The organism is Massilia niabensis, from assembly GCF_042655085.1.
In the GTDB taxonomy this organism is placed as follows: domain Bacteria; phylum Pseudomonadota; class Gammaproteobacteria; order Burkholderiales; family Burkholderiaceae_D; genus Telluria; species Telluria niabensis.
The window spans coordinates 492,549-505,506 of sequence record NZ_JBHSMU010000004.1; the positions used below are offsets into that span (position 1 = coordinate 492,549).

The 12,958-nt window shown below is 66.0% G+C and carries 13 protein-coding genes; 8 read left to right on the forward strand and 5 right to left on the reverse strand.

Annotation, left to right across the window (positions count from 1 at the left end; translation table 11 throughout):
- Positions 1-40: 40 nt before the first annotated feature.
- From ACFPN5_RS04860 to ACFPN5_RS04895, 8 genes are all read left to right on the forward strand, one after another.
- Complete coding sequence (locus ACFPN5_RS04860) at positions 41-1,066, forward strand: NADP-dependent oxidoreductase (protein ID WP_379780673.1); 1,026 nt, start codon at positions 41-43, stop codon at positions 1,064-1,066.
- A gap of 153 nt (positions 1,067-1,219) precedes the next feature.
- The gene (locus ACFPN5_RS04865) at positions 1,220-1,618 is read left to right on the forward strand and encodes a phasin family protein (protein ID WP_379780675.1); all 399 of its coding nucleotides are present in this window, start codon (positions 1,220-1,222) and stop codon (positions 1,616-1,618) included.
- A 32-nt stretch (positions 1,619-1,650) separates the two neighbouring features.
- A complete protein-coding gene (locus ACFPN5_RS04870) occupies positions 1,651-2,208 on the forward strand; it encodes a hemerythrin domain-containing protein (RefSeq protein ID WP_379780677.1) in 558 nt (185 codons plus the stop codon).
- Positions 2,209-2,346: 138 nt separating this feature from the next.
- Positions 2,347-2,730: a KGG domain-containing protein gene (locus ACFPN5_RS04875; RefSeq protein ID WP_379780679.1), complete on the forward strand. Its 384-nt coding sequence runs from the start codon at positions 2,347-2,349 to the stop codon at positions 2,728-2,730.
- Positions 2,731-2,889: 159 nt separating this feature from the next.
- Positions 2,890-3,408 (forward strand): YgjP-like metallopeptidase domain-containing protein, encoded by a 519-nt coding sequence (locus tag ACFPN5_RS04880; RefSeq protein ID WP_379780681.1) that lies wholly within the window; start codon positions 2,890-2,892, stop codon positions 3,406-3,408.
- 158 nt (positions 3,409-3,566) lie between these two features.
- Entirely contained in the window at positions 3,567-4,820 is a 1,254-nt protein-coding gene (locus ACFPN5_RS04885; RefSeq protein ID WP_379780683.1) for a porin, read from the forward strand.
- Positions 4,821-4,828: 8 nt separating this feature from the next.
- The gene (locus tag ACFPN5_RS04890) at positions 4,829-5,284 is read left to right on the forward strand and encodes a phosphate ABC transporter substrate-binding protein (protein ID WP_379780685.1); all 456 of its coding nucleotides are present in this window, start codon (positions 4,829-4,831) and stop codon (positions 5,282-5,284) included.
- Between the two features lie 10 nt (positions 5,285-5,294).
- Positions 5,295-8,072 carry a bifunctional diguanylate cyclase/phosphodiesterase gene (locus ACFPN5_RS04895; protein ID WP_379780687.1) on the forward strand — a complete coding sequence of 926 codons (2,778 nt, stop codon included), beginning with the start codon at positions 5,295-5,297 and terminating at the stop codon, positions 8,070-8,072.
- A 96-nt stretch (positions 8,073-8,168) separates the two neighbouring features.
- On the opposite strand, the gene pepA is transcribed toward ACFPN5_RS04895, so the two are convergent.
- The 5 genes from pepA to ACFPN5_RS04920 form a co-directional block, all read right to left on the reverse strand.
- A complete protein-coding gene (gene pepA, locus ACFPN5_RS04900) occupies positions 8,169-9,020 on the reverse strand; it encodes a flocculation-associated PEP-CTERM protein PepA (protein ID WP_379780689.1) in 852 nt (283 codons plus the stop codon).
- A 635-nt stretch (positions 9,021-9,655) separates the two neighbouring features.
- Positions 9,656-10,207 carry an LOG family protein gene (locus ACFPN5_RS04905; RefSeq protein ID WP_379780691.1) on the reverse strand — a complete coding sequence of 184 codons (552 nt, stop codon included), beginning with the start codon at positions 10,205-10,207 and terminating at the stop codon, positions 9,656-9,658.
- Between the two features lie 17 nt (positions 10,208-10,224).
- Positions 10,225-10,911 carry a TetR/AcrR family transcriptional regulator gene (locus ACFPN5_RS04910; protein ID WP_379780693.1) on the reverse strand — a complete coding sequence of 229 codons (687 nt, stop codon included), beginning with the start codon at positions 10,909-10,911 and terminating at the stop codon, positions 10,225-10,227.
- Positions 10,912-10,983: 72 nt separating this feature from the next.
- On the reverse strand, positions 10,984-11,463 hold the full coding sequence (locus ACFPN5_RS04915; protein WP_379780694.1) for a phasin family protein: 480 nt from the start codon (positions 11,461-11,463) through the stop codon (positions 10,984-10,986).
- Between the two features lie 66 nt (positions 11,464-11,529).
- A complete protein-coding gene (locus ACFPN5_RS04920) occupies positions 11,530-12,885 on the reverse strand; it encodes an alpha/beta fold hydrolase (protein WP_379780696.1) in 1,356 nt (451 codons plus the stop codon).
- Positions 12,886-12,958 lie beyond the last annotated feature (73 nt).

Consider the following 12,958-nt stretch of genomic DNA (forward strand, 5'->3'; position numbering starts at 1 on the left):
TGGGTATAGTTGTTGTTTCGATCAATCCTGCGGAGCGACCATGACCCAAGACACCAACGACCAATATTTGCTTGCCGCCCGGCCCGTCGGCCTGCCGAAAGACAGCGACTGGCAGCGTGCCGCCCCGCCCCTGGCCGAGCTGCTGGACGGCGAAGTGCGCGTCAAGCTGCTCTACCTGTCGCTCGACCCGGCCATGCGCGGCTGGATGAACGAAGGCAAATCCTACGTGCGCCCGGTCGCCATCGGCGAAGTCATGCGCGCCGGCGGGGTCGGCATCGTGGTCGAGTCGAAGTCGCCGCGCCTCAAGGTCGGCGACCATGTGATGGGCGTGATGGGCGTGCAGCGCTTCTGGACCGGCCCGGCCGAGGACAAGGGCGCGATGCTCGGCAAGGTGGACCCCGGCATGGCGCCGCTGCCGACCTGGCTCAATGCGCTCGGCATGCCAGGCATGACGGCCTATTTCGGCCTGACCGACGTCGGCCAGCCGAAAGCGGGCGACACGGTCGTGGTGTCGGGTGCGGCAGGCGCGGTCGGCATGACCGTCGGCCAGGTCGCCAAACACCTCGGCTGCCGCGTGGTGGGCATCGCCGGCGGCGCCGACAAATGCCGCTTCGTGGTCGAGGAATTCGGTTTCGATGCCTGCATCGACTACAAGGCCGGTCCCGTGCATGCGGGCCTGAAGGAGCATTGCCCGCAGGGCGTGGACGTGTATTTCGATAACGTCGGCGGCGACATCCTGGACGCCGTCCTTACCCGCATCAACATGAAGGCGCGCATTGTCATTTGCGGCGCCATCTCGCAGTACAACGCGACCGCGCCGGTGAAGGGCCCGGCCAACTACCTGTCGCTGCTGGTCAACCGCGCGCGCATGGAGGGCATGCTGGTGACCGACTACGCCGCGCGCTACCCCGAGGGCGTGGCGACGCTGGCGCGCTGGATGGCCGAGGGCAGCTTCAAGAGCCATGAACACGTGGTCGAGGGCTTCGACGGTTTCCCTGCCGCCTTGCTGATGCTCTTCGAGGGCAAGAACCTTGGAAAATTGGTGCTGAAGGTCGCCGACGCGTAGACATAAATCTGCGCGCACCTTGAGCGGATCGACGGTGCGCGCTATTTCCCCGAACTTGAGCCGGTTGATGGCGTCTATCCCGACGCCCTGTCGGATGCGCACGCAATGTGCGCTGCCGACGTGCTTTCATCCACCGCTCACGTCGAGGAATCCATGCAAGCCTCCCCCCCCAACAGTCCCGCCCTGCACGCGCAGCTTGAAACGCAGGTCAACTTCCTTACCCAACTCTCACGCCACACCTTCGACGCGCTCGGCCAGCTCGGCACGCTGAACATGCAGGCCGCGCGCCAGCTGATCGACGACAGCATGGAACTCGGCCGCGCCCTCGCCGCCTGCAAGGACCCGTTCCAGGTCATCCCGGTCACGATGCGCGTCACCCAGCCGGCCACCGAACACTGGCGCGCCTGGCAAAGCGACGTCATGCGCGTGCTCGCCTCGAGCAGCGCCGCCCTCGCCAACAATGCCAACGACGGCGGCTGGCAGGCCGCGCGCGGGGCCGCCGGCGCCATGGACCGCGCCGACCAATACGGCGCTGCCCACAGCGCGACCTAGCTTACCGGCTCCCCTACCCCAACGGAGGTCCCATGGCACCAACCGCCACACGCCAGGAGGCGCTTGACGACGCGCCCGACGCACTCCAGCTGCTGCAGCGCGATCACGAGCGGGTCCGCCTGCTGTTCGGCGAACTCGACAGCCTGCGCGGCATCGAGGACGAAGACGAACGCAGGGCCGAACTGGTCGACGACATCTGCTACGAGCTGACCGTGCACAGCATGCTCGAGGAAGAGATTTTTTATCCGGCCCTGCGCGAGGTGTTGGACGACGACGACATGCTCGACGAAGCCGAGCTGGACCACGCCGGCACGCGCGAACTGATCACCCAGCTCGAGGTCATGTACCCGGGCGACGAGCATTTCGAGGCGACCGTCGCGGTGCTGGCCGAGGAAGTCGAGCACCACGTCGACAAGGAAGAAAGCGAGATGTTCGAGGCGGCGCGCGCCTCAGGCCTCGACCTCGTGCTGCTCGGGCAGAGGCTGGCCGCGCGCCGCGCCGAACTCGACGACATCAGCGCGCCGCCGGACGCGATCGACGCGACGGAACCGCACGAGGGCCGCCGTACGCCGCCGCGCGCGCCCGACTAGGCACGCCGGAACCCACCCGGCATCCGGCATCGAGCACGGCAAGCTCAGGGAACTATCAAACAGGCGGTGTCTCTAACCGCACGAGCGCAGCAATGATGCACTCATTTCCCTTCACTGCAGGGCAACCAGGAGAGCGACATGGCGACAAGCAAGGAGAGCGGCAAGAGCGCGGGCAGCTCCGGCGGCAGCGCGCAAAAGAGCGGTGGCGGCAGCGGTAGCGGACCGGCCAAACGCGGTTTCGCGGCGATGGACCAGAACCAGCAGCGGGAAATCGCCAGCAAGGGTGGCCAGGCAGCCCACCAGAAAGGCACGGCGCACGAATTCGACTCCGAAGAAGCGCGCCGCGCGGGGCAGAAAGGCGGGGAGGCCGTGAGCCGCAACCGTGCACACATGGCCGACATCGGCCGCAAGGGCGGCGAAAGCCGGCAGTCGGCCAGCCGGGCAGCAGCAGCGGCGGCAGGTGGCGCAGCCAGTGGGAGTGGGACCAAGGGCGGCAGCCGCCAGGGGAGCAAGGAACAATAGGGAAGCATGCGCACCGCAACTGGTGCGCCGGCCGGCGCGGACCGCACGAGTTGGCAGCGGTCCGCGCCGTCTTCCACACGGTTTTCGAGTTCCACCTTCATGCTGCCCGGGGGCCGGCAGCCAGCAAGGACAGCGTCGCTGTGATACATTCCCGCCCCTATGCAAGAGCTCCGCTACCTCACCGCCTATCCCGAAGGCCTGCGCCAGCAGGCCGCCAGCCTGCTGGGCGAAGGACGCCTGGGCGCCGTGCTGCGCGCGCGCTATCCGGGCGCCCACGGGCTGCGCACCGACCGCGCCCTCTACGACTACGTGCAGGAACTGAAGATCGAATACCTGCGCAACGCCGAGCCGGTGGCCAAGGTGGCGTATGACAGCAAGATCCACGTAGTCCAGCACGCGCTTGGCCTGCACACCTCCATCTCGCGCGTCCAGGGCAGCAAGCTCAAGGCCAAGCACGAAATCCGCATCGCCAGCGTGTTTCGCGACACGCCCCTCGAATTCCTGCGCATGATCGCCGTGCACGAACTGGCGCACCTGAAGGAAAAACAGCACGACAAGGCCTTCTACAAGCTGTGCTGCTGGATGGAGCCGCACTACCACCAGTTCGAACTCGACCTGCGCCTCTACCTCACACATATTGAACACGGCGGCGCGCGGCTCTGGCTCGCCGACAACTGACCGAGAGAGACGTTGTCACTTCACAACGCGAAATCTTGGCAAATCGTTTCCATACGTAAATATATTCGACTTTCCCCGGTGCGTTCGCTACAGTCCTCCCCGTAATGCGACCGCATGCGCCCTTGCCGGGCATGCACGCCGACGGACGAAAGCCACGAATGCATCTCACCCATCACGCCGCCAGTTTCCTGCGGGCGGCCACAGGCGCCGCCGTCCTGTCTTCCCTGTGCACCGCCGCCCATGCCGGGCAGGTCACCCCTGGCTGGACGTTCTCGGGCTTCGGCACCGTCGGCGTGGTGCACTCGGATGAGAAAGGGGCGGATTTCTCGGCCTCGGCCATGAAAGCCGATGGCGCTGGCCGCACCGGCGCCTGGAGCCGCCACGTCGACAGCACGCTCGGCGCCCAGCTCGATTTTCGTTTCAATCCGCGCTGGTCCGCCGTGGTCCAGGTGGTCAGCGAACAGCAGCTCGACCATAGCTACCGGCCGCGTGTCGAATGGGCCAACATCAAGTACCAGGCCACGCCGGAACTGGCGCTTCGCCTGGGGCGCATTGCACTGCCGATGTTCATCGCCGCCGACTACCGCAAGGTGGGCTACGCCTATCCATGGGCGCGCATGCCGCTCGAAGTGTATGGTGTGCTGCCGATCAGTAACAGCGACGGCGCGGACATGACCTGGCACTGGGAAGGCGAGGCATTGCGCAGCACCACCCAGGCCTTCTACGGCTACACCGACATGCCGCTGGCCGGCAGCACCCGCCTGCGCGGCAAGGCCATCGCCGGCCTGTCGCACACGGTCGAGCGCGGCGCCTTCAGCGCCCGCGTCTCCCTGCTCACCACCCGCATCACCCTCACGCTCTTTCCCGAACTGTTCCAGGGCCTGAACGCCTTCGGGCCGCAGGGCCGCGACATCGCGAGCCGCGTGGCAACCGACGACAAGCGCGCCAGGACGATGGGCATTGGCCTTTCCTACGATCCGGGACAGTGGTTCGTGACCGGCGAAGCGGGCCGCTCGAAGGTGAAGTCCTACCTCGGCAGCACCAGATCGGTGTACGCCGGCGCAGGCTACCGCCGGGGCGACTTCACGCCGTATGCCGGCTACGCCCGCGTGTGGGGCACGCCGCCCGAGGGCGTCTCCACGCTGCCGCTGGCAGGCCTGCCCCGGCCCCAGGCCGTCGCCGGCGCCACGCTCAACGCGGGCGTCGCCGCCTTGTTGCGCACGGTGCCGTCGCAGTCCACGCTCAGCGCCGGCCTGCGCTGGGATGTGGCGCCAAATATGGCATTCAAGCTGCAGCACGAACGTGTCACCCCGCGCAGCGGTTCCCGCGGCATGCTGATCAATGCGGCTCCGGGCTTTCGCTCGGGCCGCACGGCGCAGGTCAGCAGCGTCCTCCTGGACTTCGTTTTCTGATGGCGGTCATGGACAAACGCATCTGGCGCTCAGTGACCGCCACCTTGACCGGCACCTTTGCCGCCACCATCCTGTTCCTGTCCTGCGCCGTCGCGCAGGCGAGCGAACTGGTCGTCATCGTTTCCGCGCGCAGCCCGGTCGAGACCCTGCGCCCGGACCAGGTGGCGGCCATTTTCCTTGGCCAGTCGGCGCGCTTCCCCGACGGCACCGTGGCCACCGCCATCGACCAGCCGATTGGCTCCGCCCAGCGCGACGGGTTTTACCAGCGCGTGACCGGCAAGACCCCGGCCCTGTTGAAAGTCTGGTGGTCGAAGATGGTCTTTACCGGGCGCGGCCAGCCGCCGCGCGACCTGGCCGGCAACGCCGCCGTGCGCCAGGCGGTGGCAAACGATCCGGGCGCGGTCGGCTACATCGACCGCGAGGCGCTGGACCCGACCGTGCGCCAGGTCCTGCTGGTGCATTGAAAGGATACGCATGAGCTCTCCACCAGCCCCCGGCAGGCAATCGTCCCGGCTCGCGCGCGTGCTCGGGCGCGGCCTCGACACCCACATCTCGCTGCCGCTGTTCGCGCTCGTGCTCGTCATCGGCATCTGGGCGCTGACGCTGCGTTTCGTCGAAGGGCACCATGTCGCTGCCGGCACGGCGGCGCGCGCGGCGGCACGGGAGCGCGTCGACACCTACGAGGCGCAGATGGCGCGCAGCCTGAACGGCATCGACCAGACCCTCAAGGTACTCAAATATGCGGTGGAACTGGAGGGCCCGGCCGGCGCCCTGCCCGCCCTGCGCCGGCAAGACCTGCTGCCCCCTAGCCTGGTGTTCGTCGTCGCCGTCGCCGACAGCCGCGGGCGCATCGTCGCCAGCAATCCCGACGCTGCCGGCATCGACGTCTCGGACGCCGCTTATTTCCTGTATCACCGCGACAACAACCTCGGCCTGCCTTTCGTCGGCGCCACCGTGGCCGACGCGGCCAAGCCGGAACCGCACCTGCACTTCACCCGCCGCATCAACGACGCCGCCGGCCGCTTTGCGGGCATCGCGATCGTCGAGGCCGACCCTTCCTACTTCACCAGCGCCTACGAGATCGCGCGCGACGGCGAGCGCGGCTTGCTGGGCTTGGCCGGGACCGACGGCGTGATGCGCGTCATGCGCATCGGCGAGCAGGTCAGCTGGGGCCAGCGCATCGGGCTGGGCCAGGGGGCGGACAGCACGATCACCATCCACCGGGGACCGGACGGCGTCAAACGCTACACCAGCGTCAAGCGCCTGCACGGCTTCCCGCTGGCCGTCGTTGCCGGCCTGTCGCAACGGGAACAATTCGCGCCCTACGAGGAGACGAGGCGGACCTGGCTGGCCATTGCCAGCGGCGCCACGGCGCTGCTGCTGGTGGTGGTGTCGCTGGTATCGATCTGGTCATGGCAGCTGGCCCGGGTGCGGCGCCGCGCGCGCCGGGCCCAGGAAACCTACGCCGCCGCCTCCGAGGGCAGCCTCGACGCATTCTTCGTGCTGCGCACCGTGCGCGGCGCCGGCGGCCAGGTCGAGGACTTCCTGATCGAGGCCACCAACTCGCGCGCCGAGGCCATCATCGGCCTTCCGCGCGCCGAGATGCATGGCATGCACCTGTGCGAGATGCTGCCGCATTACCGCGACAACGGCATCTTCGAGGACATCGCGCTGGTGGCGACCGACGGCCAGCCGCGCGAAGGCGAATGGCAGGCCTCGGCACGCCGCTCCAGCGGGCGCTGGCTGCATCGCCAGGTGGTGGCGGTCGAAGACGGCGTGGTGGCCATCGTGCGCGACATTACCGAACGCAAGCAGGTGGAAGCACGCATCTTCCACATGGCGCACCACGACGAGCTGACCGGCCTGCCGAACCGCAACCTGATGCACGACCGCATCGAGCAGGCAATCCAGAACGCCGCGCGCCAGGGTCACTCGGTCGGCCTCGCGTACATCGACCTCGACGGCTTCAAGCTCGTCAACGACGGCCTCGGCCACAAGGCCGGCGACGACCTGCTGAAAGTGGTCAGCAAGCGCATGGCCGGCTGCCTGCGCCGCAACGACACGCTGGCGCGCTTCGGCGGCGACGAATTCGTCATCCTGCTGCCCGGGCACAGCGGCGCCCCGGAGGCGCTCGTGCCGCTGCTGGAAAAGATCCGTGTCGCCGTCATTGAACCGGTCCAGGTGGCCGGCCAGATGGTGCAGGTCAGCTGCAGCATGGGGGTGGTGATGTACCCGCGCGACGGCGGCGACGCCAATGCGCTCCTGATGAACGCCGACGCGGCGATGTACCGCGCCAAGGACCTGGGCAGCAACAACTTCCAGTTCTACACGCGCGAGATGAATGCCAGCGTCGAGGAAAAGCTGGTGCTGCTCGACGGCCTGCGCAATGCCGTGCAGGCGACGCTGGACGGCGTCGCGGGCAGCCCGCACGGGGCGCATGGTAACTTCCGCCTGCTGTACCAGCCGAAGATCGACCTGAAGGACGGGGCAATCTTCGGCGTCGAGGCACTGATCCGCTGGCAGCATCCGGAACACGGCATGGTGCCGCCGCAGCGCTTCATCGGCCTGGCCGAGGAAAGCGGCCTGATCGTCGAAATCGGCGACTGGGTAGTGCGCGAAGCCTGCCGCCAGGCCCAGGCCTGGGTCGACGCCGGCCTGCCGCCGGTGACGGTGTCGGTGAACGTCTCGGCGCGCCAGTTCGAGGAAGCACGGCTGGTGGAACGGGTGGCGCGCGCCCTCGACGATAGCGGCTTGCGCCCGGAACTGCTGGAACTCGAAGTGACCGAAAGCCTCATCATGCGCGACCTGCAGAAGTCGGTCGCGAAGATGCGCGAGCTCAAAGACATGGGCGTGTCGCTGTCGATCGACGATTTCGGCACCGGCTACTCGAGCCTCTCGTCACTGAAGACCTTCCCGATCAGCCGCCTGAAGATCGACAAGAGTTTTGTCAGCGAACTGGCCGACAACCCGGACGACCAGGCCATTGCGATGGCGGTGATCTCGCTCGGCCACAAGCTGAACCTGCGCGTGATCGCGGAAGGCGTCGAAACCGAGCAGCAGCGCGCCTTCCTGCGCGAGAACGAGTGCGACGAGATGCAGGGCTACCTGTTCAGCCGGCCGGTGCCGGCCGATGAGATCGAGGCGATGTTCGATCGGCAGATGGCGGGGATGAGCGCACGGCAGCAGCATGGCGGCGCCCTCGCCCTCGCCCTGGCCGCGCCCGCGATGGCCGGCGCGGGCTTGCCGGCTTGAACGGCTCGGGTTTGGCCGAGGCTGCGAAGAGGACGCAGAAAAGAGCGGGCAAATCCCGCTCTTTTCTTTGCCTACGACATTGTGTTCAGGACGCGATCAACGGCGCTGGGCACGCTTGCGGCTGACGACACCGGCGCCCAGCATGGCGATTCCGAACAGGGCCAGCGAACCCGGTTCCGGCACTTCGCCCAACTTGATCTGGCCGTTGTTCGACACGAAGAAGCTGCCCGGGGTGTTGCTGTAGCCATTGCCATTGCAGCCGTTGCCGGTGAAGCCGGCGTATTGGCAGGCCACTTCGTTGACCAGGTTGGAAGTCGGTGAGCCGACGGTGTTGGCGTTGGTAAAGGCAAAGGCCATGATGTCTTCCAGCGACAGGTCGCTGCCATCGGCGCGGAAGAAGTAACCGGCGTCCATGCCCGTTGACTTGGCTACCACGCTGACCTGGCCGTTGTTGACCGGCGAACCGCTGGCATCGACCTTGCCGCCACCACCGGCGAGCACGTTGAAGGTGGCGATTTCGTTACCCAGGTCGGCGCCATAGGTGCCATCCGTACCGCCGTACTGGCCGTTCGTCGGGTTGTGGAACATGCGGATGGTGCCGCCGGTGAAGGTGAAGTCGCCGCCGAAGTTACCGGTGCCGCTGGCCTGGAAGGTGGCAGTGATGTTACCGCCTGCGAAATTCACCGGGAACAGCTGGCCATTGCTGTCCGCCTGGACGATGTTAAAAACGGCGTGTTCGGTGAACGAGAAGCTCGAACCGCCGGTCGGGGTGATCTGGATGAAGGCGTTGCCGTTCACGTCCAGGTATTCGTTGACGGTCTGGCCCTTGGCGAAGCCGGAACCGGACGGATTGAAGACCCAGTCGTTCAGGACGACCTCGGCGTTGGCGGCACCAGCGAAGGAGACTGCGACAGCAGCGGCACAAGCGAGTTTTTTCAGAAACTTCATGGTTCGATATTCCTAATAAGATTAATCGGCAGGGAAACCCCCGATAGCCTATTAGCAAACGCCGTGCCAGACTTTCAAAACAGTGAATATCAAGGGCTTGCGCTTCGATTCGATATTAATGCCAGCCCGGCTGTAAATAAGCCCGACATAATGTACTGTATATAAAGTTTCACCATTATGTCCAACTATTGGTGGAATATGTATCTATGTGTCCTGCATAATTTGACCGAATATCCACGCATCACTCTACAGACGCAGGCTTGCCCCGCTGCGCCTTGTTACTCTCTAGAATTCTTCTTTTTCCCTGAAACCTCAAACATTTCCACAGGGGCTGTAAAGAACGTCGACATACTATTCGGCCGCCAGGAATAAACAGGAAATACTTATTCTTGCGCAGTAATATGTATCCATTTGTCGCGCATTATTACTCCATCTTTCGCTTCTCCGTCGTTATGGCCAATAACATCGAATATTAACTACCATTCAAACTTCCTGTATTTGTATTGTTTTACAGCGACTTTGTAATCGAGTGAAAATGCCGGGACGGTATTCTTGCGAATGACTGCAGGCCGCGTTGCGACGGGTCGAATCTCGCTACCGTTCGCAAGCAGGAGAATATTGTCGATAAGTCGCGCTTAAACCATGCCCGCCGCGTCACGCAGCCGCTTCACCAGCGCCTCCGCATCCGCATCCACATTCATCAAGCCCGCGTGCGCCGGCCGCACGAAACCCTCTTCCTGCTGGTGGCGCACGAAGCCGATCAAGCCATCGTAGAACCCGTCGGTATTGAGCAGCCCGATCGGCTTGGCATGGATGCCCAGCTGCGCCCAGGTGACCATTTCGAACAGCTCTTCCAGCGTCCCCATCCCGCCGGCCATGGCGATGAAGCCGTCGGACAGCTCGGCCATCATCGCTTTGCGCTCGTGCATGTCCTTGACCACGAACAGGCGCGTCAATCCGGCATGGCCGACTTCGCGCTCGACCAGGGCGCGCGGGATCACGCCGGTCGCCTCGCCTCCCAGGCGCAGCACTTCGTCGGCGATGACGCCCATCAGACCGACCTTGCCGCCGCCGTAGACGAGCGCGATGTTATGGTCGACCAGGGCGCGCGCCAGGGTGCGCGCTGCGTCGGCGTAAATGGGCCGGGCGCCATCGGAGGCGCCGCAATAGACAGCAATCGATTTCATGGGGTGGTATTCGAAAGTTAGAGGATATCCCTGCCGTCGTCGGCCAGCTTCTTGAGGTACTCCTCGGAGAGCTTTTCGAACAGCAGGCGGGTGTCGCCGCGCAAATAGGGGCCGAGCATCGACAGCACCTGGTAGCAGCCGCGCGCGAGCGCGTCCGCAATGGCCTGCTGCTCGCTGTACTTGCGCGGGTTGCGCACGTACTCATAAGACAGCCAGTACGTGGCCACGACCACCATGTTGGTCGCCATGGCGCCGATCTGGGAGTCGCCCGCTTCCAGCGAATTTTCGCTGCGCAGGTCTTCGCACAGCTGGCGCGCGACCTTGATCTTGTGGGCGAGGATGGCCTTGAAGTGCAGCTCGAGCTTGCGGTTGCGCGACAGCAGGTCGTTCAGGTCGCGGTAGAAGAAGCGGTAGCGCCAGATCAGCTCGAACATCAGGTGCAGGTACAGCCACACGTCTTCCATGTTCGAGCGCCGCCCGGCCGGGACCGTGAGGATGCGCCCGATCTCGGCTTCGAACTGCACGAAGATCGAATTGACGATGTCGTCCTTGTTGCGGAAGTGGTAGTACAGGTTGCCGGGCGAGATGTTCATCTCCTCGGCAATGACGGTCGTCGTGATGTTCGGCTCGCCGAACTCGTTGAACAGCCTGAGCGAGAGCTCGAGGATGCGTTCACGGGTGCGGCGTGGAGCTTTTTGTAGCATGGAAGGTGGCATGGTTGGGGTCACCCGCAAGCATATCATCGAACCCGGTGCCGACGGCACTGCGGCCGGGGCTTATTGGCCGCCGTCGTCCGGTGTTGGCGCCTTGGCGCCCCTGGCGGCCGGCTTTCGGGCAGCCGCCTTCTTCGCGGCAGGACGGGCGCGCCCACCCGAGAGTTCGGCGACCAGGCGCTCGAGCGCGTCGACGCGGCGGCTCAGGGCTTCCATTTCACCGGGGGCCGGCACGCCGATGGTAGCCAGCGCGCGCGCCACGCGCTCCTCGAACACCTGTTCCAGCTTGCCCCAGGATCCGGACGAACGGCGGCTCGCGCGCTCGGCCTTGCGCGCCACCGTGTCGGTTGCGTCCTCGACCTGGCGCGCGCGCTTTTGCAGCTCGCTGCCGTCGCGCACCAGGCGCGTGAATTCGCGCCCGCCCTCGGCTTGCGCCTTGGCGAAGGCGCCCAGGCCCGCCTGCCAGATCTGCTGGGCCGAGCTGCGCACGGCGCGCGACAGCTCTTCCTCTTCCTGTTCCAGTTCCTTGAGATTTTTGCTCATTGGTTCTTGCTCACTGCGGCTTCATGCGATGCCGCCATTCCAGGTCTTCACGACAAAACACACATTCTACAGCGCCGCACGGGCCTGCTGCAGGCCGAAAGCCTCGTGCAGGGCCGCCAGCAGCACGGCGCCCGACCAGGGCTTGGCGAGGAAACGGTGGGCGGCGCCGCTGGCCAGCGCCGAAGTGATCTCGACCGCGCCCTCGTCCTGGCTGCCCGAGAGCAGGATACGATAGGCGCCCGGGTAGCGCTGGCGCACCTGTTCCAGCAGCGCGGCGCCGCGCAGGCCCGGCATGACATGGTCGCTGACGACCACCGCGACCGGTTCGCGCGCGAGCACCGCCAGCGCTTCTGCGCCGGAGGCTGCCGTGAGCACGCGCCAGCCCTGCCCCTGCACGGCGTCGGCCAGCAGTTCGCGCATGAAGGCGTCGTCGTCCACCAGCAGCAGGCTTGGCGCGGGCGTGTGCGGCATTGACCTGGGCGACAGCGCCGCCAGCTCGCCCATCACCGCGTCAAGCACGCGTGCGTTGCAGCCCAGCGCCACATGGCCGACGCCGCCAAACTCGATGTTGCGCGCCCCCGGCAGGTGGCTCGAGGTCTGCGGCGAGACGATGTTGTCGTGGTGGGTGTAGATGGAGGTGATGAGTGCGCGCGTGGCCGGGTCCTCGCTCCGCCCGAGTTCCTGCAGCCAGTCGCTGGCGACACCGCGGTTGCAGCGCATCTGGACCACGTTCGGGCCGCGGCCGAACTTCGCCATGCCGGTGCCGTGGTGCGGCGAGCCGAGGGTAATGACGCGCGCCACCCGCGCCGTGCCATGGACGCGCATCCATGCCCGTACCACCAGGCCGCCCATGCTGTGGGCAACGAGCGCCACCTGGCCGGCGCCGGTCGCCCTGCACAGCTCCTCGACCGCCTGTTGTACCAGGGGCACATAGCCGTCGATATCGCCCAGCACCGGCTCGAGGTCGACGCTCGCATGGCTGATGCGGGCGCGGTCGAGGCGCGGAATCAGGTACGACCAGTAACCGCTGTTGCAGCCATAGCCGTGCACCAGCAGCACCGGCGCGTGAGGCGGCACATGAGCCGGTACCAAAGAACTTTCATACACCCGCATGCAGGCGGTGGCGCGCGGCATGAACCAGGAGGTATGCAGCATGCTTGACTTGAATTCCTCGGCCAGCAGGCGCACCCGCCCCGCCCATCCGATGCGAAACTCCGGCGGCGTCGGGCTGGCGAAGCAGGCGCTGACGAGGAAGTTGTTCATGTTGATCGCCAGGCGCACCAGCACGACGCTGGCCAGGCCCAGCGCCACCGCCGCCCAGGGTGCGGCGCCGAACCAGCGCCAGGCGGCAAGCGCGATGGCCGTGCCTGCCAGCGCCTGCACCAGCAGGAATTTTCGCAGCATCCTGCGCGCACTCATCATGATGTCTCAGCCAGGGTGCCGGTTTGCCCTGGATTGGCAAGGACAGCGGCGCGCGAGTGCACGGCGCGATACA